Genomic DNA, 25,564 nt, shown 5'->3' on the forward strand with positions numbered 1-25,564 from the left:
AGTGTCCATAAAGGAGAGAACAATGCCTGCTGAGCTGAATGACCTGCTCGAAGATCTGACCCGCCGCATGGACGGCGCCATGGAGAGCCTCCGTCGCGATTTATCCGGCCTACGTTCGGGCCGTGCCAGCCCCAACCTGCTCGAGCCGGTGCGCGTCGAGGCCTATGGCAGCGACGTGCCTCTGTCTCAGGTCGGGTCGATTGCAGTCCCCGAGGCGCGTATGCTGACCGTATCGGTCTGGGATCGCGGGCTCGTGGGTGCCGTTGAACGCGCTATTCGTGATTCCGGTCTGGGGCTCAACCCTGCGGCTGATGGGCAGACGGTGCGCGTGCCGATTCCTCAGCTGACCGAAGAGCGTCGTAATGAACTGGCCCGCGCTGCCGGTCGCTATGCCGAAAATGGCAAGATTGCCGTGCGCAATGTGCGGCGCGATGGCATGGATCAGGTCAAGACTCATGAAAAAAAGAGCGAGATCAGCCAGGACGATATGAAAGTCTGGTCCGACGGCGTGCAGAAGCTGACGGATCAATACGTCAAAAAGGTCGATGACATGCTTGCCGACAAGGAACGCGAGATCAAGCAGGTCTGATCAGGCACCGTGTCGTCTTCACGCATTCTCCCGGTCGCAACCGCAGAGCTGGCCCCTGCCAGCGTGCCGCGTCATGTTGCCGTCATCATGGATGGCAACGGGCGCTGGGCGCGTGCGCGTGGCAAGGCCGTCATGGCGGGGCATCGCGCCGGGGCCGAGGCCGTCAGGCGCTGCGTCAAGGCGGCCATCCTCTCGGGGGTGCGCTACCTGACGCTTTATGCTTTTTCTTCCGAGAACTGGCAGCGGACGACCGAAGAAGTGTCCGATCTCACTTCGTTGCTTCGGTTCTATCTGCGGCACAAGGTTGCCGAACTGCACGAACAGAACGTGCGTCTGGAATTCATCGGCGATCTGACCCGGTTCGATGCCGGATTGCGGGCTGAAATCGAACGCGCCAAGACTCTTACTGCGCGCAACGGGCGTCTGACCCTCATTCTGGCTCTCTCCTATGGAGCTCGCAGGATATGCTTGCTGCGGCGCGGCGCCTTGCCGATGCTGCAGCGCGGGGGGAGATCGACCCGACTTCGCTCAGTGAGCAGGATTTTGGAGATTATCTGCAGACTTCGCCTTTCCCCGATCCGGATCTCATCGTGCGTACGAGTGGCGAGCGGCGTCTGTCGAATTTTCTGCTCTGGGAATCGGCCTATGCTGAATTGTCTTTTCTCGACGTGATGTGGCCAGACTTCAACGAGACCCATTTCGCCACGCTAATGGCGGATTTTGCCGGGCGTGAGCGTCGTTTCGGCAAGCGTCTCGAGACGGATTCCGCATTGTGACAGGAAGCAGCGCCAATCCGCGCTGGTCCGATCTGCGCCTGCGCCTGATCTCCGCGGCCGTAATCGTTCCCATAGCGCTTCTAGGCATCCTGTCCGGTGGTGTGGCGTACCGTATCATGATCCTGCTCGTCAGTCTGGGGCTCGTCTATGAAGGCGCAGCCATGGCAGGGCTAAGCTGGAAAAAAGGGAAGCGCAGCTGGCGCGGCGGTCTGCTGCTGTTCTGGCCGATCATCGGGCTCATTGTCGCCATGAAAGGCGAGTGGCGAGCTGCTTTCGGTCTCGCGCTTTCAGCTGCGATTTTCGGCTTCGCTCAGTGGGTCTGTGTGGCTGTTGCGAGTTTCGGCGGGCTGTCTCTTCTGTGGCTACGAGAGCAGCCCGGCACGGGTGCTTTGCCTGTGCTGTTCATCATATTCGTCGTGATTGCCAGCGATAGCGGGGCCTATCTGGCCGGACGCATTATCGGTGGCCCGAAGCTCGCGCCCAGCATCTCACCTGGCAAGACCCGGTCCGGGGCGGCTGGCGGGCTTTTGGCCGCAGGATTGGCCGGGATGGCAGTTGCCGGTCTTTCAGGTCAGGGCGGGCTTCCCGGAGGCGCGATCTGGGGGATGATCCTCGGTTGCGCCGCGCAATGCGGCGACCTCGCCGAGAGCGCCGCCAAACGTCGTGTGGGTATAAAGGACTCCGGCTGGCTCATTCCCGGCCATGGGGGGCTTCTGGATCGGTTTGACGGGCTCCTGGCTGCGGCGCCGCTGGCGGCTCTGGTCTCTCTTGCCGTGCCGGGGCAGGTTTTCTGGGCCGCGCTTCCCCACGATATTCTCGTCGCCCTTCTGCATCCTCTCTTTCCGTCTTTCTCTGCTTTCTCGCATTGATCTGGAGTATCCTGAGATCATGACCTCCTCACCGCGCAGCATCACCGTTCTGGGCAGCACTGGCAGCATCGGCTGCTCCACAATCGATCTTCTGCTGGCCGAGCCGGAGCGCTTTCAGGTTCGTGCGCTCGTGGGAGGGCGTAATGTGGCGCTGCTTGCCGAGCAGGCGCGAGCTCTGCGTGCAGAGGTCGCCGTGATCAACGACGAAACCCTGCTCGACGGTCTACGGTCAAGATTGCAGGGCAGTGGTGTGAAAGTGGCTGCCGGACGCCGGGCGGTGATCGAAGCCGCTGCCATGGAAGCTGACTGGACGATGGCCGCCATTACTGGCGCCGCGGGGCTGGAGCCTACGCTGGCAGCAACCCGCAATGGTCGTGCTATTGCGCTTGCGAACAAGGAAGCGCTGGTCAGCGCAGGCGATGTCATGCTGCGTGAAGTCGCCGCTGCCAAGGCGACATTGCTACCTGTCGATTCCGAACATAACGCTATTTTCCAGAGCCTGACGGGCAGCCCGATCGAGAGCGTGGAGAAGATCATTCTTACCGCGTCTGGCGGTCCCTTCCGCTGTGCGTCGATCGAGACCATGCGTGAGGCGACTCCCGAACATGCCCTTAAGCACCCGACATGGACCATGGGCGCGAAGATCACGATCGACTCGGCATCGATGGCCAATAAGGGTCTTGAGGTAATTGAAGCAGCGCGCATTTTCGGTCTGAGCAACGAGCAGATCGATGTGCTGGTTCATCCGCAATCTGCCGTGCACGGTCTGGTGCAGTTTCGTGATGGCAGTCTGATTGCCCAGCTCGGTGCGCCCGATATGCGCGTGCCGATCGCAAATACGCTGGCTTGGCCGGACCGTATGCAGACCAATGCACCACGCCTTGACCTTGCTTCGCTCGCGCGCCTGGATTTCGAGGCGCCTGATGAGGTGCGCTTCCCCGCGCTGCGTCTGGCGCGTGAGGCGCTCATTGCGGGTGCAGCCTCGCCAACGGTTTTTTCGGCAGCCAATGAGATCGCTGTCGAAGCGTTCCTTGATCGCCGTATCGGTTTTCTAGGTATTGGCGATACGATTGCTTATGCCATGGAGCAGCTTGGCGCGCCCAAGCTCGATACGCTTGACGATGTGCTGCACTGGGACGCCGAGGCGCGTCGGGTGGCTGAAATTTTTGTATCCCGTGAGCGCAGTAATTCACTGAAAAGTGCGGAGTCTCTCCATGCATGAATTTGCCGTCACGATTCTGGCTTTTGCTCTGATTCTGGGTGTGCTCGTTTTTGTGCATGAGATGGGTCACTACCTCGCGGCACGCTGGCGCGGCGTAAAGGTGGACACGTTCTCGATCGGCTTCGGTCCGGCGCTCTACCGCTGGCGCGACCGTACGGGTACCGAATGGCGTATTTCTGCCATTCCGCTGGGAGGATTCGTCAAGCCGCATGGTTTTGAAGACCCTGAAGACGCCACGCCGGAACAGAAGGCTGCATGGGTGCCCGGCCAGACCTTCCATGATAAGCCGGTCGGTTCGCGCATGCTGGTTATCGTGATGGGACCGGTCTTCAATTTCATTTTTGCGATCCTGCTTTTTACCGTGCTTTATGTTTCAGTCGGCAAGCCGGAACTCAAGAATGAGATCGCGCAGGTAACGCCGCATAGTGCTGCCGAACGCGCGGGCTTGCAAAAGGGCGATATCATCACGCGTCTCGGCGCGCTCGACGTGTTCAATTTTGCCGATATTCAGGCGCACGCCGTCGCCATGCCGGGCGCACAGACCACTCTGGGGATCAGGCGTGGTGACCAGACGCTCAGCCTGCCCATCACGCTCGACCGGGTGCCGGGCAAAAAGGGCGCTGCCGACACGGGTAGCATCGGTGTCATGGCCGAGCTTGTGCCCGGCAAGCCAATGCCGTTCGGTCAGGCTATAGGCGCGGGACTGCAGGAGACATGGCATGTTTCGGTGCAGACATTGCAGGGCGTTTGGCAGATCCTTTCGGGCCATCGTAGTGCCAAGGAACTCGGCGGGACGATCCGTATCGCGCAGTTGTCGGGCCAGGTGGCGCATTATGGCGTGGCCAGCATCCTTTCATTCATGGCGCTGCTCTCGATCAATCTCGGTCTGATCAATCTCTTCCCGATTCCGCTGCTCGATGGCGGCAGGCTGGTTTTCTATGCGGCTGAAGCCGTGCGCGGAAAACCGGTCTCCAGGCGGGTGCAGGAGGTCAGCTATCAGGCGGGTTTCGCGATTATTGCGGCGCTGTTTTTGTTTTCGACCTTTAACGATCTGTCGAATCTGGGTCTCTTCCACTAATAGAAAACGCTCTGCCCCGTGAACTGACACAGAGTGTTACGACAGTTCATGTCGCGGGGTGCTTGCCTCGCAGGGTAGAAGTCGGATACGTCCGATTTGGATAAACGCGGTCGGCGGCTCCGGCTTCGTTGCGTAAAGTTAAATTGTCTGAAATAAACCTTCACGCTGGGTTGATGAAGTTAAGGAACGTCCGTGTTGTCAGGTAAACGTCTCGTTCTCCTTGCTTCGGTCTGCATGCTCCCCGTATGCAGGCACGGCCGAGGCTCAGAAGACCCGTCGTGTCCCCCCCCATCATGCTACCCATCAGCGTGCCGCCGATGGGCAGGTGATCGAAACGATCGATGTGAAGGGCAATACACGCATCGAAACCAGCACCGTCCTCTCCTATATGGTGGTGCAGCCCGGCAATCGCTTCAATCAGGACGATCTCGATCGTTCGTTGAAAACCCTTTATGCGACTGGCCTGTTCAAGGACGTCACGATGCGTCGCTCGGGCGGCACGCTGATTGTCGATCTGGTTGAAAACCCGATCGTCAACCGCATCGCCTTCGAAGGCAATCATGCGGTCAAGGACGAGGATCTCCGCAAGGAGATCAGCATGCGTCCGCGCGCCGTGTTCTCGTCTCAGGCTGCTGCTGCTGACCGCCAGAAGCTGCTCGATCTCTACGCGTCGAAGGCACGATTTGGCGCCACGGTGACGCCCCAGATCATCAAGCTGTCGCATAACCGTGTCGACGTCATTTTCAAGATCAACGAAGCGCGTCAGACCCTTATCAACAAGGTCGTTTTTGTCGGTAATTCAGCCTTCAGCGAAGCCCGCCTCGCGTCGGTCGTTTCGTCGAAGGAGACCGAGTGGTATCGCTTCTTCTCGTCTTCCGACGAATATAATCCTGAGCGCATCAAATACGATGCCGAATTGTTGCGTCGTTTTTACCTGCATAATGGATATGTGGATTTCCACATGATCAATGCGACAGGTGAATTGTCGCCTGACCGCAAGAACTTCATCATTACCTTCACGCTCGACGAAGGACCGCGCTATCGCATCGGCAAGATGGATGTGCGTTCGAGCCTACGTCATGTCGAGGCGAAGGATCTGAAGAAGTATATCGATCTGTTCCCGCACCAATGGTACGACGGGACGGCGATTCAGAACAATGTGACCGGTATGCAGGAGCGTCTGCAGGCAACGGGTCATCCCTTCGCCATGGTGCGTTCGGAAATTGCACGTAACCCCGAGAAGCACATCGTCGACCTGCTGTTCGATGTGAATGAAGGGCCGCATGTCTATGTCGAGCGCATCGACATCAACGGCAATACGGTGACCAAGGACAAGGTCATCCGTCGTGCGCTGCCGATGGCAGAGGGCGACCCATACACCCCGTTCGATCGTAAATATTCCAAGGCGGCCCTTCAGGACCTCGGCTATTTCAGCACGGTTTCCGTCGACCAGACCCAGGGCTCTGCGCCTGACAAGGTCAACGTCGCGGCCAATGTAGTTGAAAAGCCGACGGGCGAATTCTCGCTCGGCGGTGGTTATTCGACTGACGTCGGTATTCTCGGTAATGGTTCGGTCAAGCAACATAACCTGCTCGGCACGGGCATGGACGCCGGTATCTCCGGAACGGTTGCGTATTACCAGAAGCAGGTCGATCTCTCGCTGACAGATCCCTACTTCCTGAACCGCAATATCGTTGCCGGTATCGATATCTTTGGTATCGAAAACAATTACCAGACCTACCAGTCCTATAAGGAAGGTCGGTATGGCGCCACGCTGCGTATGGGCTATTCGTACAACAACTACCTGTCGCAATCTTGGAGCTATTCGCTGATCGATCGTCACGTCGGCAATATTTTCAGCCAGAGCGAAGTTTCGACTTACGGCTATGAATATGCGCCGTCCTATTACGTTCAGGACTCGGCTGGCTGGTCGCTGCTCTCGCAGCTGAGCACGACCCTGACCTATGATCGTCGCGACAACCGCATGCGTCCGCGCAAGGGTTTCGTCATCAATGTCAGCGGTGATTTCGCTGGCCTTGGCGGGAATGTGAAATATCTGCGCGCCAAGGTCGACGCACAGTATTATGTGCCGCTGGACTCGATCACCGGGAATCATGACTGGGGTCTGCAGTTCAAGGGCGGCGCCGGCTATATGGGCGATTGGTCCAAGAGCAGCAATGTCAGCATCATCGACAATTTCTATCTCGGTGGCGAAAACCTGCGCGGCTTCCTGCAGGGGGGTGCTGGCCCGCGTTCTGGGCACATTGACAAGGGTACCCCGCTTCCCGGTCAGGAAGACCTGATCGGCGGTCGCTTCATCTACACGGCCTCCGCGCAGCTCAACTTCCCGCTGCCCATGGGTGAGGACGTCGGTATTACCGGTCGTTATTTCGTGGATGCCGGTAGCCTTTACGGTCTCCGGGTGAAGAATCTCTACACCAACCCCAGCCAAGAGCATTATACGCCGGTCACGGGCAACACGCTCACCCCCCGTGTTACAACGGGTATCGGTATCTCTTGGAAGAGCCCGTTTGGTCTTGTGAATATCGATGGCGCAGTGCCGATTCACAAATCGCGTAACGACCGTCTCTACCCGCTCCGCTTCGGTTTCGGACAGCAATTCTGAACACAGCCTAACCCGATCGGTCATAAGCTTTCGAAGGCTTCGTGACCCGACGGTTTTGAACAGAGGTTCCTATGTCCCTTTTTTCAGCAGCCCGTTTCATGGCTGCTTCGGCACTGCTCGCTTCTGTCAGCCTTCCGAGCCTTGCTCAGGCCCAGGCCGCGCAGTCCTCTTCCGGTAATGGCGGCTGGTTTGTGCCCAAGACGGCGCAGCCTGCGCCAGCGCAGGCACCTCATGCGGTGCGGCGTGTTCCCGTTGCCCAGCCCATGCCGCAGCAGGATGGCGATGAGCCCATGCCGCAGCCTGAAGCACCGCCGGTTCTGCCGCAGCCGCCGATTCCTGATTCGCCCGATTTGCCAAAGGGCGCCCCGCCACCGGCAGCGCTGGTTGGCGTTATCAGCATCCCGACCGTTATGCGTCTTTCCAGCGCTGCAGCCGAGGCTCAGCGTGTTCTGGGCGAGCGCCGTGACAAGCTGGCAGCCGCAGCCAGAAGGAACAGGCAGGCTGGCGTGTCGAGCAGCAGAAGCTGCAGGAAAGCGCCCGTACCCTGACCTCGGAGCAGATCCAGCTTCGGGAGCGTCACCTGCAGGAGCGCCGTGCGAAAGCACAGCGTGACTTTGCAAACCGCGCCCGTATCATCCAGGAAGCGGCCAATGTATCGCTTAACCAGATCGAGCGTGAACTGGTGCGTATCGTCCGCCAGGTCGCTGCCTCGCATAACATGAATCTGGTTCTGCACAGCGAGCAGGTTGCGCTTCATGTAGATGGTCAGGACATCACGGAAGAAACGGCAAAGGTCCTGAACAGGATCCTGCCGCATGTCTTCATTCCCGCTGAGGATGTCGACCCCGAGGTTCTGGCAAAGTCCGGCAAGATGCCGACGACCGCCGATGAAGAGACTGCTTCGCAGGTTGGCCCCGGCCCGACCGGCGAGCCAGCCGCCGCACAGGCGCCTGCCGCGCCTGCTTCGATCCTTCGGAAGCACTGATCTGTCATGACCTTGTCCCTGCCTGACGCTCTTCCTGGCGATCCCCGTTTTTTCGATCGTCAGGGACCGTTTTCCATCGACGAGCTTGCCGCCAGCGCGGGAGCAGAGATTGTCGGTCACGTGGGGGCAGGCGGCGTGAGCCTGCGCGGTGTGGCGCCTCTTCAGGCAGCCACCAGCCACGAAATCAGCTTTCTCGACAACAGACGTTATCTGCCTCTCCTGGCAGAGACCAAGGCTGGTGCCGTTATACTTGGACCGGCTTTCACAGATAAGCTGCCAGAGGGTGTGATCGGCCTCGTCAGCAAGACACCTTATCTCGCTTGGGCGCGCATTGCCGCGCGGTTCCATCCCGTTGCGTCGTCGCGCCCCGGTGTGCATCCCACTGCGCTGGTCGATGAGACGGCGCTACTGGGTGAGGGGGTCGAAATCGGCCCCTTCGTCACGATCGGTGCCCATGCGGAAATCGGTGCTGGCAGTGTGATCTCGGCCCATGCCGCAATCGGCGATGGTGTCGTGATTGGTACGCATAGCCGTATCGGCGCGCATGTCTCGCTGTCTCATGCCATACTTGGCGAGCGCGTGACGCTTTATCCCGGCGTTCGTGTTGGTCAGGACGGATTTGGTTTTGCGGTGGGGCCCGCCGGTTTTGAGACGGTCCCGCAGCTTGGTCGCGTCGTGCTGGGTCATGATGTCGAGATTGGTGCCAACTCGACGATCGACCGTGGCTCCATGCGCGACACCATCATCGGGGCGGGTACGCGCATCGATAATCTGGTGCAGATCGGTCATAATGCTCAGCTTGGACGTTGCTGTATCGTCGTGTCGCAGGCAGGGATTTCGGGTTCGACCGAGCTCGGCGATTTTGTGACCATCGCGGCTCAGGCAGCTGATCGGCCATATCAAGATCGGTGACAAGGCGCGGGTCGGCGCGCAATGCGGCGTGATGTCCGATGTCGAGGCGGGTGCCGATGTGATTGGCTCCCCAGCCATGCCGTTCAGAGAATTCTTCCGTAACGTGGCATTCCTTCGACGCCTGGCCAAGAAAGACGGCAAGAGCGAGGCCTGAGCCTCGTCAGCCTGCCTGTGGCCACGACTACAGAGTTTTGCTAGAAGCGGGCTGACACGTTAAACCTGCCGTCATTTTTGTGACGGCTGAACGCGGCGGCATTCGCATCGCGTTCAGGAACAAGAAGTGAGCAGAACATTGGACGCCTCTGCGGAAGAGAAGAAAAAGGAAGTGACGGCCGTAACGGCAGCAGTCGATATCGAGGCGATCGATATCATGCGCATCATGTCGGCCATTCCGCACCGTTATCCTTTCCTGATGATCGACAAGATGGTCGATATCAAGCTGGGTGAATCGGCAACCGGCATCAAGAATGTCACCATCAACGAGCCGTTCTTTACGGGGCATTTCCCCGCGCAGCCGGTCATGCCTGGTGTGCTGATCGTCGAGGCGATGGCCCAGACGGCAGCCACGCTTGTCGTGCTGACGCTCGGTGACGCTTTTGAGGGCAAGCTCGTCTATTTCATGACGATAGAGGGCGCCAAGTTCCGTCGTCCCGTGGGTCCCGGCGATCAGTTGCATATCACGGTCGTCAAGGAGCGCGCTCGCGCCAATGTCTGGCGTTTCAAGGGCGTCGCACGCGTCGATGGCGTATCGGTTGCCGAGGCAACCTTCAGCGCCATGATTATGGGTTGAAAACAGCTTCGTGGATCGTTCCGTGTCAAAATGGCCCAGCTCTGTCAGCATTCATCCGAGCGCCCTTGTCGCCCCTGAGGCGGTTCTTGGCGAGAATGTCACTATCGGGCCCTGGTGCTCGGTAGGTCCCGATGTTTCGCTCGGTGAGGGCGTCAGGCTGCATGCCAGCGTCATCATCGATGGTGTGACCGATATCGGCGCCCAGGTTGAGATCTTCCCCTTCGTGACGGTCGGTCTTGCACCGCAGGATCTCAAATATTGTGGAGAGCCGACGCGCTGCACTATCGGCGCCCACACGGTTATTCGCGAGAACGTCACCATTCATCGCGGTACGGTGCAGGGGACTGCCCTTACGCGTGTTGGCGCGCATTGCCTGATCATGGCGAACGCGCATGTGGCGCATGATTGCGACATCGGTGACGGTGTGATCATCGTCAACAATGTCGTCATGGGTGGGCATGTCGAAATTGGTGATGGTGCGCGCATCATGGGCGCAGCAGCGTTGCATCAGTTCGTGCGTATCGGTCGCGGCGCGCTGGTCGGTGGTGTCTGCGGTGTCGAGGCCGATGTCATTCCTTATGGCAGTGTGCTCGGCAACCGTGCACGTCTGGTCGGTCTGCACTGGATCTGGCTGCGTCGTCAGGGTGTCAGTGCTGAAGAAATCCAGCAGATGCGCCGGGCATTCCGCATCCTTTATCCGCGTACGGGACGCAACGAAGCCGTGCTCGAGGCCCGTCTCGCTGCGGTCAAGCATGACTTTTCGGAAAGCGCGCGTGTGCAGGAAATCATCGCGTTCATGGAAGTGCAGAGCCGGCGCGGTCTGGTGCGTGCGGCGAGCCCTTCACAGCTTTCGGCAGAAACCGAGGGCGCGTGACGGGCAACACGGTCGGCATTTTGGCGGGTGGCGGGCCGCTTCCTTTCCAGGTTGCTGAATGCGTGCGTCGTCAGGGCCGTGAAGTCTTCATCGTAGGGTTTCAGGATTTCGTCGATCTTGACCAGATCCGTTCCTGGCCTCATCGCATCATCCGTCTGGCTGCGGCTGGCGAAATTCTCTCTTCATTGCGGCAGGCTGGTTGTGGCGATATCGTGCTTATCGGCCCGGTGCGCCGTCCTGCGCTGCGTGATCTGCGCCCCGATGCCGAAGGGGCCAGGCTGCTTGCGCGTGTCGGGCGCGCCCTTTTCTCGGGAGATGACGGCCTGCTCGGGGCGCTTGTGCGTATCTTCGGTGAGGAAGGGTTCCGCGTGCGCGGCGCCCATGAATTCCTGACGCAGTCTCTCGGCCGGGCAGGGGCTTTGGGACGTGTGCGGCCTGACGCGCAGGCAATGAGCGATATTACGCGAGGGGTTGCAGTCGTGCGCGGTCTGGGCGCACTCGATATCGGTCAGGGCTGCATCGTACAGGACGGGCTCGTTCTCGCCGTCGAGGCGATAGAAGGCACGGACCAGATGCTCGAGCGGGCCGCCCGGCTGATGCAGCCAGGGCTAGGCGGCGTTCTGGTCAAGATGCTCAAGCCGGGTCAGGAAGCCCGAGCGGATATGCCGACGATCGGCCCCAATACTGTCGTCAATGCGCAAGCAGCGGGCTTGCGTGGCATCGCCTTCGAAACGGGCTGCACCCTGTTGACCGATCCTGCTGAATGTGAGGCAACCGCCGACCGGTTGGGACTGTTTCTCTACGGCTTGAGCCGCGCCGAAATTCAGGGTGCTGGCTGAGCCTTATTTTTCGGGAGTAAAACCATGGCCACCTATTTGCATACGATGATCCGCGTGTACGATCTCGACAAAAGCGTAGCCTATTACAAGCTGCTGGGCATGCGTGAGATCCGTCGTCGGGAAGTGCCGGACGGACGCTATACGCTGGTCTATCTCGGTTTCAACGACAATGCTCATGGTGAGGCGGAAGTCGAACTGACCCATAACTGGATCAGGCAACGCCCTACGAATTGGGGAATGGGTTCGGTCACTTCGCGATCGGCGTTCCCGATGCAGCGGCAACGGTCGAAAAGATCCGCGCGGGCGGCGGCAAGGTGACGCGTGAGGCGGGGCCGGTGAAGTTCGGCACGACAATCATCGCCTTTGTCGAAGATCCCGATGGTTACAAGATCGAGATTATTCAGAAGGACAGTTTCTGATCGCTCATACTGCCCGGCAAGGTCTGGCCGGGCAGATCGCGCGCTTTTCAGGCGGGCTTTTTCGAGCGTTTCAGGCGCTCGGTTGCTTTCTCCAATGCGGTCACGATGCTCGTAGCGTGACGTTTGACAGTCTCATCGGCATTGTTCGTGAGAAGGTCTGCGGCAAGCAGCGCGGTTGCAAGATCGTTGCGCAGATCGTGCCGTAGCGTCGAAAGACGCTTTTCCGCATCATCCGGTGATGAATCCCGTGTCTGCGTCATGGCCAGACTCCTTGATTTGATTGACAGGGCAGTTCTGGGCTCGTAAAAGCCCGCGCACAGAGGAAGATGGCGTCAGCCTTGTGTCGTCTTCTTGTCAGGGTGGGCCTTCATCGGCCTCGCCGTCAATCATTGCCTTGAGGAATGACGCCATGAAGCGTACCTATCAACCGTCCAAGCTCGTCCGCAAGCGCCGCCACGGCTTCCGCGCCCGTATGGAAACCGTCGGTGGCCGTCGCGTCATCAACAACCGTCGCGCCAAGGGCCGCAAGAAGCTTTCGGCCTGATTTCGACTTGGCAGGCCAGCCCCAGAAGCTTCGGAAAAGACCCGAATTCCTTCGGGTCGCCAGCCGGGGGCGCAAGGTCGCCACATCGGGACTCGTGCTTCAGGTTCTGAAAACAGACGAAGAAGCCCCGGCCCGCGTCGGATTTACGGTGACTAAAAAAGTCGGGAACGCCGTCGTGCGTAACCGTACGCGTCGCCGCCTTAGGGCGGCGTTGCGTCATGTGGCCTCTGAGAGCGATCTCTCTGCGGTCGATCTCGTTCTTATCGGACGCGATTCGACAAGAGGCCGCCCATTCGGCAAGCTCATTGCCGATCTGGAACATGCCCTGAAAAAGGGTCAGGCTCTGTGATGGAATCGGGTAGCAAGCTGGTTCTTTCCTGCCTTCTGGCCCTTTTGCATGTCTATCGCCGCTATATCAGCCCGCAGCTCGGTACGAACTGCCGTTTCCATCCGTCATGCAGTGCTTATGCTCAGGAAGCCCTGACCCGTCATGGCATAGTGCGCGGCCTCTGGTTGACAATAAGGCGGCTTGCTCGGTGCCATCCCTATTGCAGCGGGGGCGTCGATCCTGTGCCCTGACAGGCACAAAATACCGAATTCCACGTGCGCCTATTGTTTTGTGACCGGAATTCGGCCACTTGAACCGCTAAGGACGCGGCCTTTGGCCTGCGGCTTTCGTTATTCGTTTCATTCTCATTGGAAAGACCGGTATTCGGCTGATGGATATCAAGCGCATCATCGTGGCAACCAGTCTCTCGGCCGCGATTGTGGTCGGCTTCGATTATTTCGTGCCGCAGCACGCGAAGAAAGACGTCGAGACCCAGACAAATCAGCAGGCTCAGGGCAAGGCGCCCGAAGCGGGCGGCAAGGTCTCCGCTCTTCCCGTGGCGGTGCCCGGTGGCGCCCCGGCCAATGGCCCGGCTGCGGCCGCAGGCCCTGCCGGTCGCATCGCGATTGAAGGGCCGGACGCCACGGGCTCTTTCAGCCTGCGTGGTGCCCGTTTCGATAATCTGGTGCTCACGCATTACCGCGAGACGCTGGACAAGAACTCGCCGCTTGTGCGCCTGCTTGAAAATGGTGAAGGCCCGCAGCCGAGCTTTGTCGAGCTGGGCTGGCAGGCGCCAGCGGGCTCGACCCTGCATTTGCCGGACGCGACGACCGACTGGGCGAGCGACGATAAGACGCTTTCCCCCGATCACCCTGTCACCATGCAGTGGGATAACGGGCAGGGGCTGATTTTCAAAATCGAGATCAAGCTGGATCGCCGTTATCTGTTCGCCATTACCCAGAGCGTTCAGAACCAGGCGGGCGCGCCGGTTTCGCTCACGCCGTTCCAGCGTGTCGAGCGTGATTACAAGCCGCTCGAAACCGGTGGGATGATCGTACAGGAAGGCCCGCTTTCGGTCATAAATGACCGACTGGACGAGGAATCCTACAAAACCATGCGCAAGGGCGCGACCAAGCCCGATAACTCGGCCTGGTCTGCCGATGGCGTGGGTGGTTGGGCAGGTATCACCGACAAATACTGGCTCACGGCGGTTATCCCCGACCAGAAGGCCGCTGTTTCGGTGCATTACCGCTTTGTGCCCAACGCCAAGGAAGGGTCGTATATCGTCGATAGCCAGTCCAGTCAGCCGATCCAGATCGCGCCGGGCTCGACGGTCCAGACGACCAGCATGGTTTTTGCCGGTGCGAAGGAGGTCAATCTCCTCGATCAGTATACCAATGACCTGCACATTCCGTATTTCTACAAGGCGGTGGATTTCGGCTGGTTCGCGTTCCTGACGCGTCCGATGTTCATGTGCTGCACTGGCTGTATGACAAGGTCGGTAATTTCGGCATCGCGCTGCTGATCATGACACTGATCATCAAGCTGATTCTGTATCCGCTCGCCACCAAGTCTTTCGCCTCCATGGCGCGCATGCGCACGCTGTCGCCGCGCATCCAGGCCATCCGCGAGCATAACAAGGGTGACCAGCTGGCCCAAAACCAGCAGATCATGGCGCTCTACAAGGAAGAGGGTGTTAACCCGGCTGGTGGCTGTCTGCCGCTTCTGGTTCAGGCTCCGGTTGCCTTCTGCCTCTACAAGGTGCTGAACATCACCATCGAGATGCGTCACGCGCCGTTCTATGGCTGGATCCGCGATCTCTCGGCTCCCGATCCGACCACTATCTTCAATCTCTTCGGTCTTCTGCCGTTCAATCCGAGCTTCATGCCCGAAATGCTGCATGTCGGAATCTGGCCTATCCTGTTCGGCATCACCATCTGGCTGATGCAGCGTCAGAGCATGGTCAGCATGGACCCTGCGCAGCAGAAGATCATGCAGTTCATGCCGGTCATTTACACGATTTTCCTAGGGCGTCTCTCGGCAGGTATCGTCATCTACTACACCTGGAACAACATCCTCAGCTACGCCCAGCAGAAGCTCATTCAGGTGCAGATCGATCGCAAGGTAAAGAAGGGCGGTAAGGCCGTCAGCAAGTCGTGACCCAGAAAGAAGATCCGACCGTTTTCACCGAAGAGCAGATCGAAAACGGTCGTCTGCTTTTCGCTGCGGAGTGCGAATTCTTTTTTGGTGCACAGAAGCTCGACCAGCTTCCGCCGCTCGCCGGGCCGGAAGTGGCTTTTGCGGGGCGCTCCAATGTCGGCAAGTCCAGCCTGATCAATGCTCTTACCGGGCGTAGCAGGCTGGCCCGTGCCTCTTCCGAGCCGGGTCGCACCAAGCAGCTCAATTTCTTCAATCTCGGTGGCAGGCTGGCTCTGGTTGACATGCCGGGCTACGGTTTTGCGAAAGCGGCCAAGTCGGTGAAGGAAGAATGGCAGACGATGATGTTTGCCTATCTGCGCGGTCGCCCGACCCTGACCCGTGTCTTCCTGCTGCTTGATGCACGCATCGAGTTGAAGCAGGCCGATCGCGACGTCATGGAGATGCTTGATCGCGCTGCTGTGCTGTTTCAGGTCGTGCTGACCAAGGCCGATGGCATGGGCCCTAACAAGCTTAAAGCCAAGATCGCCGAGGTCGAGACCGTGCTGGCCAAGCATGCGGCGGCCTTTCCGCATATCGTGATAACCAGCAGCGAAACCGGATTGGGCATCGAGATTTTGCGTGCCGAGATCGCCCGCTCATGTGCGGGCAAGGGAGCCGAAGGGGAGCAGGGATGAAGAAGGACGCAGCGGAGCTCACGCTCCCTGACATGAATGATGAAGCCAGCAGCAGGCCGCCCTGCTCGCCAGCGCTCTGCCTTTTCTGCGTCGTTATGCCGGTGACACGATTGTCGTGAAATATGGCGGGAACGCCATGAGCAAGGATCATCTGTCGAGCGCCTTCGGTCGCGACATCGCCCTGCTGAAACTGGTCGGCATCAACCCTATCGTGGTGCATGGTGGCGGTCCGCAGATCAGCGCCATGCTCAAGCGTCTTGAAATCGAGTCCCGCTTCGTCGATGGGCTTCGTGTCACTGATCAGGCGGCAATCGACGTCATCGAGATGGTGCTTTCCGGCAGCGTCAACAAGCAGGTAGCCGATCTCATCAACCGCGCCGGCGCTCTGGCTGTGGGTATTTCGGGCAAGGATGGCGGGCTGTTGCAGGCGCGCAAGCTGATGCATCGCAGCCGTAATGCGCGTTCGGGACTGGAGGAAGTGCAGGATCTCGGCTTCGTCGGCGAGCGACAAAGATCGATCCGCGCGTGCTGTACTCTCTGCTCGGTTCAGGCCTTATCCCCGTGATTGCGCCAGTAGGGGTGGGCGAAAAGGGCGAGACCTATAACATCAATGCAGACACTGCCGCCGGGGCGATTGCAGGCAGCGTCAATGCCTCGCGTCTGTTGATGCTGACGGATGTGGCCGGTGTGCTTGACGAAAACGGCAGGCTTATCCCTGAACTGACGGCTGAAGAGGCCCAGCGTCGCATTGCCGACGGGTCGATTTCAGGCGGTATGATCCCGAAGGTCGAGACCTGCCTCGCAGCGGTAAAGGCTGGGGCCAGCGCGGCCGTGATTCTCGACGGTCGTGTGCCTCACGCGTGCCTGCTTGAGCTTTTCACCCATAAAGGATCAGGCACGCTCATTCGCGCTGCCTGATCAGGCGTTTTCGTGGGCGAAATACCAGTCCACGCTCTCCTCATGGGCGATCGAGAGAGCGAGGCGCGCCCTTTCGAAAAAGACGTCAAGCGTGTCGGTTGAATGCGGTTCGCGTGTCACGAGGCCGATTTTGACCGAGACGAGGGGGTTGGCGCCCGCAGAGCAGAGATAGCGCCTTTTACAGATCTGATCGGCGCGCTCCACCGACGCAAAACGGTCCCCTCCATCAAGCCAGAGCACGAAACTTTCGCGGTCCAGCTGTCCGATCAGATCGGTCGGACGGATGGCTCGTTGCAGAAAGGCGATGGCATCGCGAACATGCGCGATCTGCTCGATCGCATCGTCCGCGTTGATCAGGCCTTGTGGCGTGTTCAGCAACCCGGAGAAGCTGACGAGCATCAGTGTGGCGGGGAGATGCTCCCGATCGAGCCGCGGAAAGCGCCGCTCGACTTTTTCGCGGAACAGAGACCAGATCGGCAGATGGGTCAGAGGGTCGTAGGGCAGGGCACGCATCAGCACGCGATAGCGATGGTCGACCTCGATCATCGCAGCTGCCGTATGGATCAGCGTGTCGAGCACGCGTCTGAAGGCCTCCGCAGCGCGAGCCGGAAAGCGATGGGGAAAATAGACGAAGATGCCGATCTCGCCCTGATGCCGTACTTCCGTGATCGCCCGCAGGCAGAGATTGGTGCTGCTCCGCTGGCCGCCGAACTCCTCACGCGATGTCCCGTCCTGCTTCGGCCATGAGTGAAGAACATGCAGTTGCGGCTCGGAAGGCGGCGGTATGACGAGCGCGCCCGCGCTCATGAGAACACCGCGCTGAGGTTTTGTCTGGGCGCAGAATTGCTCGAAAGCCTGCCTCAGCCCTTCAGACACCGAAATAGCAGCGCGCAAGGTGTCGAGAAGCGCGGCCTGGAACTCGAGTTCGCGCTGCTTCCAGTCCCGTGGTCCCGTCTGCGAGGAGGCTCCACCACTCCCGAAGATAAAAGTGGAGAGCGTCGAACGCATGGTGTTCAACAGGAATGCGTTCATCTGGCGTGTTCCCGGGGGCAGAGAGGCAAGATTTGCGACGCTCTCGTTAACAGAGGTTCCTGGGCAAAGTCCCGTTTCCTGGCTCGCGGCCTAATATAGCGGTTGGTATTTAATTCATCCTTAACGACTGTTCTGCGCAAGATTCGTTGACTTCCTGATGCGTCCTGAGCATGGTCCGCTCACTTGAACAACCCCGCCGAAGGACGCCTGAAGATGCCCGTATCCGACCTGCGCACAGTGATCGACTCCTTGTGGGAGCGTCGCGATACGCTTAACGCCCATACGGAAGGCGAGGCACGTGAAGCGATCGAGCACGCTCTGACGGCTCTTGATGAAGGCAGGCTGCGGGTGGCCGAGCCCGGCGAAAGTGGCTGGGTCGTGCATGAGTGGCTCAAAAAGGCTGTTCTGCTTTCTTTCCGCATCACCGACAGCCGCGTCGCCGAGCGCGCTTGCAGTGGCGTTCCCGGTTTCGACAAAGTGCCGCTGAAATTCGATGGCTGGGACCAGTTCCGTTTTGCCGAAGCCGGTTTTCGTGCCGTTCCCGGTGCCATCGTGCGTCGCTCCGCCTATATCGCGCCGGGCGTGGTGCTGATGCCGAGCTTCGTCAATGTCGGCGCGCGCGTCGATAGCGGCACCATGGTCGATACTTGGGCCACAGTTGGTTCCTGTGCGCAGATCGGCAAGAACGTACATATCAGTGGTGGCGCCGGTATCGGCGGCGTGCTTGAGCCTTTGCAGGCCGCACCCGTCATCATCGAAGATGATTGCTTCATCGGTGCGCGTTCCGAAGTGGCCGAGGGCGTCGTGGTCGAGCGTGGCTCGGTTCTTTCCATGGGTGTGTTCATCGGCGCTTCCACCAAGATCGTCGACCGTGCAACGGGTGAGATCTTCATGGGCCGCGTTCCTGCTTATTCCGTGGTCGTGCCCGGCACGCTCCCTGGACGGACGCCGGACGCGCCGCATCTTGCCTGCGCTGTGATCGTCAAGCGCGTCGATGAGCGCACGCGCTCCAAGACGTCGATCAACGAATTGCTGCGCGACTGATCGTGTCTCTCGATGTCGTCGCCCTTGCCGGTCAACTGATCGGCTGTCGTTCCGTCACGCCGGCCGATGACGGAGCAATGGCGCTCCTTGCAGGCACCCTGTCGGATCTGGGCTTCAGTGCCCAGCGCGTCGATTGCGGTCCCGAGGGCAACCGGACCCCTAATCTTTTCGCACGCAAAGGCGACAAGGGGCCCCATCTCTGCTTTGCAGGGCATACCGATGTCGTGCCGCCCGGTGAAGGCTGGGCGCATGATCCTTTCGGTGCCCATTGTATCGATGGCAATCTCTACGGACGCGGCATCGCGGATATGAAGGGCGGCATTGCTGCCTTTGTCGCTGCGGTGGCTTCCCTGCAGACGGAGCGGCCTCTCAAGGGCTCCGTGAGTCTTCTGATCACGGGCGATGAGGAAGGTCCCGCCCTGTACGGAACGAAAGAGGTTCTGCCTGGATGATGGAAAACGGGCATTGTCCCGATTTCTGCCTGCTTGGCGAACCGACCAATCCCGACCAGCTCGGTGAGGTCATCAAGATTGGTCGTCGCGGCAGCCTCAATGTCTGGATCACGATCAACGGTGTGCAGGGGCATGTAGCCTATCCGCATCTGGCCGATAATCCGATCCATCGTCTGCTGCCGATCCTCACCTCGCTGACGTCGCGCGTGCTCGATGAGGGCAACGCCCATTTTGCCCCGTCATCCCTCCAGGTCGTGAGTGTCGATGTGGGCAACGCGGCCACCAATGTCATTCCGGGTAAGGCAACGGCCCTGCTCAATATCCGGTTCAATACCGAGCATCGCGGCGACGATCTGGTACAGTGGATTCGCGACACCGTCTCGCTTCACGCGCCCGGCGCGCTGGTCGAAGCAAGTATCAGCGGTGAAGCGTTCTTCACCGAGCCGGGGGCGGCCGTCGCGGCTCTCTCCGAAGTCGTGTCCCGTCATACCGGGCGCGCTCCGAAGCTGGATACCGGCGGTGGTACCTCGGATGCGCGTTTCATCGCCCAGTATTGCGCTGTTGCTGAGTTCGGCCTTGTGGGCGCGACAATGCACAAGGCAGATGAATGCGTCGCCATTGCCGATTTGCGGACACTGGTCCTGATCTATCGTGATTTTCTTGAGGCATTCGGATTGTGAAAAGCGGCTCTCCCACCCCAGGCGATACCCCGGCAGGGGCAGCTGCGCGCATCATGCGCGGTGTTCTGCAGCTTGCCCGCGGCGACGCGCAGGGTATCCAGGCCTTTCGCAATACGCCCGAGGCGCTTCTTTCGGCCTTGGCGCCGAGTATTGCGCTTTTTATGGTGATGGGCCTCTCTCAGCTTACACATCGTTTCGATGCGATGCAGGTCACCAAGGTCCTGATTCTGGTCGCGGCCCTGTTGACCCGCCTTGTGGTCTCCCAGCTTGCAGCGTCATTCTGGGGGCGTGAGGCAGGCTGGTCACGCTACGCTACGGCGCTGCTCTGGTGCGGCTGGCTACCTGTTGTCGTGTCTCTGTTTGCGCTCAGCATCATCGAAGTTGCGCTGCCCGGCATCGGTTCGACACCCGCGGCCCTTGGCGTCGTGATGCTGGGTGTCGAGCTCTACGAGCTCTGGCTCGGCTGGTTCATTGCTTGCAAGGGGTTGGAGATCAGCGGTGGCAGGGCCGCGGGTCTGGTCGTGTTGATGAATGTCTCGGTTGCTGCGCTTTATATTCTCGCAGCGATTTTGCCGCCCCATTACAATGCGCTGCACGAAATCATGGCGCCGCTGCCGAAATCCTGATCCGTTCAGCCGAACGGGTCGTGAGCGTAGCCTACTCCGACAAGACACAGCCCTTCAGCCGGGGCTGTGGGACCAGCCTTGCGGCGGTCGCACGCCTCCAGCACCTCGCGCAGCTTCGATACAGGCCACTGCCCGCTACCGACAAGCTGCAGCGAGCCTGCCAGATTGCGCACCTGATGATGCAGGAAAGAGCGCGCCTCGACGTCGATATGGATATGCAGCCCAACGCGTATGACATCGAGGCGATCGAGCGTGCGGATAGGACTGTTGGCCTGACAGGCAGCAGCGCGGAACGACGAGAAATCATGACGCCCCAGCAGCGTCTGTGCTGCTTCGTGCATCGCGCTGGCATCAAGGGGGCGCTTCACATGCCAGACGTGATCGGCATCCAGGACAGCCCGGCTCGGTCGGTTGAGAATGCTATAGCGGTAGCTGCGCGAAAGGGCAGAAAAACGGGCATGCCAGCCGTCGGCGGCCTCTGCCGCATCGAGAACCGCGACGCGATGGGGCTTGAGATGAAAACTGATCCCGTCGCGTATCTGCCGCGCATCGAGACGTTCCTGGACGGGCAGATCGAGCTGGACGACCATTGCAGAGGCATGGACCCCAGCATCGGTGCGGCCTGCCGTGGCGCTCATGACGGGGGCGTCGCCTACGAGGCGGGAAGCAGCATTTTCGAGTAGTTCCTGCACGGACAGGCCGTTATTCTGTTTCTGCCATCCGACCAGCCCGGTCCCGTCATATTCGATCTTGAGCGCCCAGCGTTTGTAGCCATGCGCGAGACCCTCTCGTGCGCCCTCGCTGGCGCTGTCACTCCCCAAGGATCGTCCCCTTGCACTTGCGTTCCTCTCAGGAAGTCGGACGCCGCCATCATGGCCTTGCCGGGACGCTGCAACGTCAGGATCCGGAGCGCGTGTCTACCGCAGGCGATGGTCAGCGAATCGTCCAGTGCGGCGCCCGGCGTTGCCGCATGCGAGCCTTCCACGATACGGGCCTGCCCGATCTTGAGGACGATACCGTCCTGTGTGGTGAAAGCCCCGGGCCAGGGCGTCAGCCCTCTGATCTGCCGGTCGAGAATTTCGGCAGGGTTGCGCCAGTCGATACGGCCCGTTTCACGGGTCAGACGTTCGGCATAGGTCACGCCCTGCTCGGGCTGCGGCACCGGAGCAAAGGGGCGCCGTAGCGTTTCGATCAGCAATTCGGCACCGAGAAAGGACAGGCGGTCATGCAGGGTAGAGGCCGTCTCGTCCGGGGCAAGATCGAGGGCCGCCTCGGCCAGAACGTCGCCCGTATCGAGCCCGGCATCCATCTGCATGATGGAAATGCCGCTACGGGCATCGCCAGCGAGCAGCGCAGACTGGATAGGTGAGGCGCCGCGCCAACGGGGCAACAGACTGGCATGGACGTTGAGGCAGCCCCGTCCGGGGGCATCGAGCATCCGCTGAGGCAGGATCAACCCATAGGCGACCACGATACCCAGATCGACGTCGAGGGACTCGAAAAACGCCTGCTCCTCCTCATTGTTCCTTATTTTGACAGGCTACGTACCGCAACGCCAGCCCGTTCGGCGGCATTCTGCACCGGGGAGGGACGCAACGCCTTGCCGCGCTGCGGGGCGCGGAGGCTGGGTATAGACATGAACGATCTCATGCCCGGCGGCCCGAAGGGACTCGAATACCGGCACTGCGAAATCCGGCGTGCCCATGAAAACCAGACGCATGGTGTCAGCGCCTTTCTGTTCCTTGGCGAGGCGGCGCATGATCATGTTGCGCTTGAGCTTGGAGAGGTGATCGACAAATAGGATGCCGTGAGATGGTCGATCTCATGCTGGATGCAGGTCGCCAGCAGATCGTCTGCCTCCATTTCCTCAATGGCACCGTCGAGCGTGCGATAACGCAGGCGAACACTGAGCGGACGGACCACCTCGGCATATTGATTGGGCAGCGAGAGGCACCCCTCTTCGCGTGCGGCAAGCTGCTCGGATTCTTCGATGATCTCGGGGTTGATCAGCACCAGAGGATTGCGTTCACCCTCATCGGCCACGTCGACGAGAGCAAAGCGCATGCCGAGGCCGATCTGCGGTGCGGCGAGACCGATTCCGGGGGCCTTGTACATGGCCGAGAACATGCCGGCAGGTGCGATTTGACCAGCGCCATATCGTCTGCCGTCACTTCGCGCGCTACGGCGCGCAGAACGGGCTGGGGGGCGACCAGAATCGGAGTAGGGGCGATGGACTCGATGTCCGTCAGGAAAGAGAGCGCTGTCATGATGCTGGGGATGTAACGACTCGCAGGGCAGAAAACCAGTTCAAAACCCGCAGACGTTATCGCCTTCAAGGCCGGAGAAGTATGGCGGCGGCTTGCACAGGGGGCGAAACATGACCATATCGGGAAAGTGATCCGGCGCCGCTTACGGGCTCGATCGCGCTACCGTCTCGCTCATGGAGGAGGCTGCATGTCAGGCCGTCTGTTTACATCACCCATGTTTCTGGGGTTCGATCATCTGGAGCAGATGCTCGAGAGGGCGTCGAAAACGGCGTCTGACGGTTACCCGCCCTACAATATCGAGCAGTTGAACCAGACCACGTTGCGCATCACTCTGGCCGTCGCCGGCTTCGTGATGGATGATCTGCATATCACCCAGGAAGATAATCAGCTGGTGATCCGTGGCCGTCAGACCGATGACAGTCAAGGCAGGGTGTTTCTGCATCGCGGTATCGCGGCGCGCCAGTTCCAGAAAGCCTTCGTGCTGGCGGAGAATATAGAGATCGGCGAGGCCTGGCTCGATAACGGATTGCTGCATATCGATCTGCTGCGTCCCCAGCCGGAAGTGCGGGTCAAGCGCATAGAGATCAGTGTGGGGCGTCGCGACCACCCCGTGTCGCGGGCAACCCATATCGAGATGCCCAAGCCGCGCCGCAGCCGCGCCATACGCGATCTCGACGACGAGTAGATCCGTCGCAAAGCGTGTGCAGGCGCAGCTGAAGAGAGCGGGCTACAGGCCCAGTCGGTCCGTGTTTTCCGGGTCGAACCGAAAGAAAGAAGTTATCATGAGCAAAACCGTCCACGACGAAGAAGCGGGTAAGGTTCAGGCACCGGTATCGGATCTGCGTCGCATGACGCATCAGGACCTCAAGGAGTTCGGCATGAGCCGGGTCGCCTATGTCAAACCTGTCGTCTATGAGGGTGAGGCTGCCTTTGCCATTCACGCCGCCGATGGCACACCAATGGCGCTGGCCGAAGATCGGTCGAGTGCGTTCGAGGCCATCGTCGATCACGAGATGGTCCCAGCGTGGGTGCACTGAAATGAGCCAGACCAATCCTGATATCCTGCGTTTTGCAGAAGAGCATCGCCTAAGCGGGGCCGTCCGTCACGGCAATACGCTCTATCTGGCGGGACAGGTTGCCGATGACCCGTCTCTCGATACCGAGGGGCAGACGGCAGATATCCTGCGTCAGATTGATGCGCTTCTGGCGGAAGCGGGTACGAACAAGACGCGCCTGCTTTCCGTCCAGATCTTCATGACCGATATTTCAGAGATCGATTCGATGAATCGCGCTTGGGATGCCTGGCTCGATCACGAGCATAAACCAGCACGTGCCACAGTTGAGGCGCGACTGGTCAATGCGGATTGGACGGTAGAGATTACGGCTGTCGCGGCACTCTGACTTTCGGCGCTGCGGTCAAGGTCTTTCTAAGCCGTCGCAGCCCCGGCGAGATGCGCCTTGAGTTTGCGGTCCCGCCGACGTTGCGCTGACCCGGCGATGCCTAAAGCCTCTCGATATTTGGCAACTGTGCGCCTCTGAATGGAAAGTCCGACCTCCTGCAGTCTCTGCGTGACCGCATCGTCCGAGAGGATTGAGTCGGGTTTTTCTTCCCCAATGATCTGCTTTATGCGGGCCTTGATCGCGTCCGCGCTGGCCTGCTCGCCTTCCTCACCCAACCCGGTTGAGAAAAAGCTGCGCAGCGGCATGACGCCTCTTGGCGTACCGACCAGACGTGAAGCCGTCACGCGACTCACTGTGCTCTCGTGCATTCCGGTCTTCTCGGCAATCTGCGACAGGGTGAGCGGTTTCAGGGCGGTAACACCTTCGCTCAGATAGCCGGTCTGCACACGCGCAATTTCCAGACAGATGAGCATGAGCGACCGGGCGCGCTGTTCGACGGCGCGCAGCAGCGCGGTAGCCTCCCCCTGTTTCTCCTGCGCGTAACGACGGGTATCTTCCCGATCGGAGAGTAGGCGCCGATAAAGCGCCTCGTCGATCGCAAGTCGTGGCCAGGTTGCCGGGTTCAGCGACACGAGAGGGCCGCCCGGAGACAGGGTAATGAAGAGATCGGGCTCGGTTTCCGGTTCCGACCCGCTGATGAAGCGCCGCCGGGGCGTGGCTCGCAAGCCCTGAGTTCCTGCAGCAGCTCCGCATAATCCTCTGCATCCAGGCCGCAGGCCTTTCTCACTCTGTCATGCTCACCGCGCGCCAGCCAGTCCAGATGATCGAGCAGGGTCGCAACGGAAGGATCATAGCGATTGCGGGCTCGAAACTGAGTGGCAAGGCACTCGGTCAGCGACAGCGCGAAACAGCCCACGGGTTCGAAGAGCAGCATGACCTTGCGCACGGATTCGATCAGGGATGGCGAGGCGCCGAGTGAGGTCGCGAGCTGTGCGATGGGCGTCTCGAGCCGTCCTGAGTCGTCGAGTGCCTCTACGAGGGCGAGGGCGATGGCCTGCTCTTGTAATGTCTCAAAACGAAGTCTGATCTGGCCGAGAAACTGATCAAGCCGCGTGGGCAAGGGCGCCGCCGGCTCGCGGCAGGAAGCCTCTTCGCTGTCATAGGCGCCATGACGCAGAAGAGGGTCGTCCTCCCACGACCCGTCACTCATCTCGGGTGCTTCTGGCTCGAGATCGTGTGGCAGGTCGTCGTCGCGCAGGTTACGCGAGATCTCCGCAGCAGGCAGTGTATCGTTTTCGGGAAGCGAGACGATCAGGAGCGGATTGGACTCGGCGAGCAGCGTCAGCTCGGAAAGCAGCTCCTGATTCGAAAGCTGCAGCAACCCTATGGCCTGTTGTAGCGCACCGGTCATGACGAGACCGGTGGTCTGGCGCGCCTGAAGGGAGAGGCGCGCCATCAG

The 25,564-nt window shown here is 60.1% G+C and carries 22 protein-coding genes and 9 pseudogenes; 24 read left to right on the forward strand and 7 right to left on the reverse strand.

Annotation, left to right across the window (positions count from 1 at the left end; translation table 11 throughout):
- The first annotated feature begins 22 nt into the window (after nt 1-22).
- The 12 genes and pseudogenes from frr (at nt 23) to gloA (ending at nt 11,979) form a co-directional block, all read left to right on the forward strand.
- Nucleotides 23-589, forward strand: coding sequence for a ribosome recycling factor (gene frr / locus JCM25414_RS07500; RefSeq protein ID WP_025841230.1), 567 nt, complete (start codon nt 23-25; stop codon nt 587-589).
- Between the two features lie 87 nt (nt 590-676).
- Nucleotides 677-1,365: pseudogene (uppS, locus tag JCM25414_RS18205) on the forward strand (polyprenyl diphosphate synthase).
- On the forward strand, nt 1,359-2,234 hold the full coding sequence (locus JCM25414_RS07510) for a phosphatidate cytidylyltransferase (protein ID WP_408734880.1): 876 nt from the start codon (nt 1,359-1,361) through the stop codon (nt 2,232-2,234). The pseudogene uppS and the gene JCM25414_RS07510 overlap by 7 nt, the downstream one beginning before the upstream one ends.
- A gap of 19 nt (nt 2,235-2,253) precedes the next feature.
- A complete protein-coding gene (dxr, locus tag JCM25414_RS07515) occupies nt 2,254-3,456 on the forward strand; it encodes a 1-deoxy-D-xylulose-5-phosphate reductoisomerase (protein ID WP_025841232.1) in 1,203 nt (400 codons plus the stop codon).
- Complete coding sequence (gene rseP / locus JCM25414_RS07520) at nt 3,449-4,534, forward strand: RIP metalloprotease RseP (protein ID WP_025841233.1); 1,086 nt, start codon at nt 3,449-3,451, stop codon at nt 4,532-4,534. The genes dxr and rseP overlap by 8 nt, the downstream gene beginning before the upstream one ends.
- Before the next feature lie 325 nt (nt 4,535-4,859).
- The gene (gene bamA, locus JCM25414_RS18210; RefSeq protein ID WP_199897605.1) at nt 4,860-7,160 is read left to right on the forward strand and encodes an outer membrane protein assembly factor BamA; all 2,301 of its coding nucleotides are present in this window, start codon (nt 4,860-4,862) and stop codon (nt 7,158-7,160) included.
- A gap of 71 nt (nt 7,161-7,231) precedes the next feature.
- Nucleotides 7,232-8,145: pseudogene (locus tag JCM25414_RS18215) on the forward strand (OmpH family outer membrane protein).
- 6 nt (nt 8,146-8,151) lie between these two features.
- Nucleotides 8,152-9,211: pseudogene (lpxD, locus tag JCM25414_RS18220) on the forward strand (UDP-3-O-(3-hydroxymyristoyl)glucosamine N-acyltransferase).
- Between the two features lie 216 nt (nt 9,212-9,427).
- Nucleotides 9,428-9,847: a 3-hydroxyacyl-ACP dehydratase FabZ gene (gene fabZ / locus JCM25414_RS07545; protein WP_025841234.1), complete on the forward strand. Its 420-nt coding sequence runs from the start codon at nt 9,428-9,430 to the stop codon at nt 9,845-9,847.
- A gap of 22 nt (nt 9,848-9,869) precedes the next feature.
- The gene (gene lpxA / locus JCM25414_RS07550) at nt 9,870-10,721 is read left to right on the forward strand and encodes an acyl-ACP--UDP-N-acetylglucosamine O-acyltransferase (protein WP_035442911.1); all 852 of its coding nucleotides are present in this window, start codon (nt 9,870-9,872) and stop codon (nt 10,719-10,721) included.
- Nucleotides 10,718-11,560 carry an LpxI family protein gene (locus tag JCM25414_RS07555; protein ID WP_025841236.1) on the forward strand — a complete coding sequence of 281 codons (843 nt, stop codon included), beginning with the start codon at nt 10,718-10,720 and terminating at the stop codon, nt 11,558-11,560. The genes lpxA and JCM25414_RS07555 overlap by 4 nt, the downstream gene beginning before the upstream one ends.
- A gap of 24 nt (nt 11,561-11,584) precedes the next feature.
- Nucleotides 11,585-11,979 (forward strand): annotated as a pseudogene (gene gloA, locus JCM25414_RS18225) (lactoylglutathione lyase).
- 47 nt (nt 11,980-12,026) lie between these two features.
- Here the strand turns inward: gloA and JCM25414_RS07565 are convergent.
- Nucleotides 12,027-12,239: a hypothetical protein gene (locus JCM25414_RS07565; RefSeq protein ID WP_025841237.1), complete on the reverse strand. Its 213-nt coding sequence runs from the start codon at nt 12,237-12,239 to the stop codon at nt 12,027-12,029.
- 149 nt (nt 12,240-12,388) lie between these two features.
- Here JCM25414_RS07565 and rpmH point away from each other — a divergent pair, with 149 nt between their 5' ends.
- The 6 genes and pseudogenes from rpmH (at nt 12,389) to argB (ending at nt 16,603) form a co-directional block, all read left to right on the forward strand.
- A complete protein-coding gene (gene rpmH / locus JCM25414_RS07570; RefSeq protein WP_023978518.1) occupies nt 12,389-12,523 on the forward strand; it encodes a 50S ribosomal protein L34 in 135 nt (44 codons plus the stop codon).
- Between the two features lie 7 nt (nt 12,524-12,530).
- A complete protein-coding gene (gene rnpA / locus JCM25414_RS07575) occupies nt 12,531-12,872 on the forward strand; it encodes a ribonuclease P protein component (protein ID WP_025841238.1) in 342 nt (113 codons plus the stop codon).
- Nucleotides 12,872-13,102, forward strand: a complete 231-nt coding sequence (gene yidD / locus JCM25414_RS07580) for a membrane protein insertion efficiency factor YidD (protein WP_035442897.1) — start codon at nt 12,872-12,874, stop codon at nt 13,100-13,102. Before rnpA ends, yidD begins: the two co-directional genes overlap by 1 nt.
- A gap of 140 nt (nt 13,103-13,242) precedes the next feature.
- A pseudogene (gene yidC, locus JCM25414_RS27000) lies at nt 13,243-15,011 on the forward strand (membrane protein insertase YidC).
- Entirely contained in the window at nt 15,008-15,685 is a 678-nt protein-coding gene (yihA, locus tag JCM25414_RS07590; protein WP_025841240.1) for a ribosome biogenesis GTP-binding protein YihA/YsxC, read from the forward strand. Before yidC ends, yihA begins: the two are co-directional and overlap by 4 nt.
- Nucleotides 15,686-15,746: 61 nt before the next feature.
- A pseudogene (gene argB / locus JCM25414_RS18235) lies at nt 15,747-16,603 on the forward strand (acetylglutamate kinase).
- Here the strand turns inward: argB and JCM25414_RS21590 are convergent.
- Nucleotides 16,604-17,635, reverse strand: coding sequence for a GGDEF domain-containing protein (locus JCM25414_RS21590; RefSeq protein WP_051535751.1), 1,032 nt, complete (start codon nt 17,633-17,635; stop codon nt 16,604-16,606).
- A 213-nt stretch (nt 17,636-17,848) separates the two neighbouring features.
- On the opposite strand from JCM25414_RS21590, the gene dapD reads away from it, so the two are divergent.
- The 3 genes and pseudogenes from dapD (at nt 17,849) to JCM25414_RS07615 (ending at nt 20,437) form a co-directional block, all read left to right on the forward strand.
- The gene (gene dapD / locus JCM25414_RS07605) at nt 17,849-18,679 is read left to right on the forward strand and encodes a 2,3,4,5-tetrahydropyridine-2,6-dicarboxylate N-succinyltransferase (protein ID WP_025841242.1); all 831 of its coding nucleotides are present in this window, start codon (nt 17,849-17,851) and stop codon (nt 18,677-18,679) included.
- A pseudogene (gene dapE / locus JCM25414_RS18245) lies at nt 18,676-19,811 on the forward strand (succinyl-diaminopimelate desuccinylase). The gene dapD and the pseudogene dapE overlap by 4 nt, the downstream one beginning before the upstream one ends.
- Nucleotides 19,808-20,437, forward strand: a complete 630-nt coding sequence (locus JCM25414_RS07615; RefSeq protein ID WP_025841243.1) for a hypothetical protein — start codon at nt 19,808-19,810, stop codon at nt 20,435-20,437. Before dapE ends, JCM25414_RS07615 begins: the two are co-directional and overlap by 4 nt.
- A 5-nt stretch (nt 20,438-20,442) precedes the next feature.
- Here JCM25414_RS07615 and truA read toward each other — a convergent pair whose 3' ends face one another.
- The 3 genes and pseudogenes from truA to def form a co-directional block, all read right to left on the reverse strand.
- Nucleotides 20,443-21,258, reverse strand: coding sequence for a tRNA pseudouridine(38-40) synthase TruA (gene truA / locus JCM25414_RS07620; protein WP_025841244.1), 816 nt, complete (start codon nt 21,256-21,258; stop codon nt 20,443-20,445).
- A 23-nt stretch (nt 21,259-21,281) separates the two neighbouring features.
- Nucleotides 21,282-22,157: pseudogene (fmt, locus tag JCM25414_RS18250) on the reverse strand (methionyl-tRNA formyltransferase); the annotation flags it as partial.
- A 12-nt stretch (nt 22,158-22,169) separates the two neighbouring features.
- Nucleotides 22,170-22,704 (reverse strand): annotated as a pseudogene (gene def, locus JCM25414_RS18255) (peptide deformylase); the annotation flags it as partial.
- Nucleotides 22,705-22,891: 187 nt separating this feature from the next.
- Between def and JCM25414_RS07635 the strand changes: the two are divergent.
- The 3 genes from JCM25414_RS07635 (at nt 22,892) to JCM25414_RS07645 (ending at nt 24,105) form a co-directional block, all read left to right on the forward strand.
- On the forward strand, nt 22,892-23,389 hold the full coding sequence (locus JCM25414_RS07635) for an Hsp20 family protein (protein WP_025841245.1): 498 nt from the start codon (nt 22,892-22,894) through the stop codon (nt 23,387-23,389).
- Nucleotides 23,390-23,486: 97 nt separating this feature from the next.
- On the forward strand, nt 23,487-23,741 hold the full coding sequence (locus JCM25414_RS07640; protein ID WP_025841246.1) for a DUF1150 family protein: 255 nt from the start codon (nt 23,487-23,489) through the stop codon (nt 23,739-23,741).
- A gap of 1 nt (nt 23,742) precedes the next feature.
- Nucleotides 23,743-24,105 carry a RidA family protein gene (locus JCM25414_RS07645; RefSeq protein ID WP_051535752.1) on the forward strand — a complete coding sequence of 121 codons (363 nt, stop codon included), beginning with the start codon at nt 23,743-23,745 and terminating at the stop codon, nt 24,103-24,105.
- Between the two features lie 26 nt (nt 24,106-24,131).
- Here JCM25414_RS07645 and JCM25414_RS21595 read toward each other — a convergent pair whose 3' ends face one another.
- Nucleotides 24,132-24,737, reverse strand: a complete 606-nt coding sequence (locus JCM25414_RS21595) for an RNA polymerase factor sigma-54 (RefSeq protein ID WP_051535753.1) — start codon at nt 24,735-24,737, stop codon at nt 24,132-24,134.
- Complete coding sequence (locus JCM25414_RS21600) at nt 24,728-25,561, reverse strand: RNA polymerase factor sigma-54 (protein ID WP_051535754.1); 834 nt, start codon at nt 25,559-25,561, stop codon at nt 24,728-24,730. The genes JCM25414_RS21595 and JCM25414_RS21600 overlap by 10 nt, the downstream gene beginning before the upstream one ends.
- Between the last annotated feature and the right edge of the window lie 3 nt (nt 25,562-25,564).

It is taken from the genome of Asaia platycodi JCM 25414 (genome assembly GCF_000614545.1).
GTDB lineage: Bacteria > Pseudomonadota > Alphaproteobacteria > Acetobacterales > Acetobacteraceae > Asaia > Asaia platycodi.

What these genes read in the sequence shown, in the direction of transcription:
- frr (WP_025841230.1), top strand. Translation starts at nt 23, where the DNA reads ATGCCTGCTGAGCTGAATGACCTGCTCGAAGATCTGACCCGCCGCATG.
- dxr (WP_025841232.1), top strand. Translation starts at nt 2,254, where the DNA reads ATGACCTCCTCACCGCGCAGCATCACCGTTCTGGGCAGCACTGGCAGC.
- rseP (WP_025841233.1), top strand. Translation starts at nt 3,449, where the DNA reads ATGCATGAATTTGCCGTCACGATTCTGGCTTTTGCTCTGATTCTGGGT.
- fabZ (WP_025841234.1), top strand. Translation starts at nt 9,428, where the DNA reads ATGCGCATCATGTCGGCCATTCCGCACCGTTATCCTTTCCTGATGATC.
- JCM25414_RS07565 (WP_025841237.1), bottom strand. Translation starts at nt 12,239, where the DNA reads ATGACGCAGACACGGGATTCATCACCGGATGATGCGGAAAAGCGTCTT.
- rpmH (WP_023978518.1), top strand. Translation starts at nt 12,389, where the DNA reads ATGAAGCGTACCTATCAACCGTCCAAGCTCGTCCGCAAGCGCCGCCAC.
- yidD (WP_035442897.1), top strand. Translation starts at nt 12,872, where the DNA reads ATGGAATCGGGTAGCAAGCTGGTTCTTTCCTGCCTTCTGGCCCTTTTG.
- JCM25414_RS21590 (WP_051535751.1), bottom strand. Translation starts at nt 17,635, where the DNA reads ATGAACGCATTCCTGTTGAACACCATGCGTTCGACGCTCTCCACTTTT.
- dapD (WP_025841242.1), top strand. Translation starts at nt 17,849, where the DNA reads ATGCCCGTATCCGACCTGCGCACAGTGATCGACTCCTTGTGGGAGCGT.
- JCM25414_RS07635 (WP_025841245.1), top strand. Translation starts at nt 22,892, where the DNA reads ATGTCAGGCCGTCTGTTTACATCACCCATGTTTCTGGGGTTCGATCAT.
- JCM25414_RS07640 (WP_025841246.1), top strand. Translation starts at nt 23,487, where the DNA reads ATGAGCAAAACCGTCCACGACGAAGAAGCGGGTAAGGTTCAGGCACCG.
- JCM25414_RS07645 (WP_051535752.1), top strand. Translation starts at nt 23,743, where the DNA reads ATGAGCCAGACCAATCCTGATATCCTGCGTTTTGCAGAAGAGCATCGC.
- JCM25414_RS21600 (WP_051535754.1), bottom strand. Translation starts at nt 25,561, where the DNA reads ATGGCGCGCCTCTCCCTTCAGGCGCGCCAGACCACCGGTCTCGTCATG.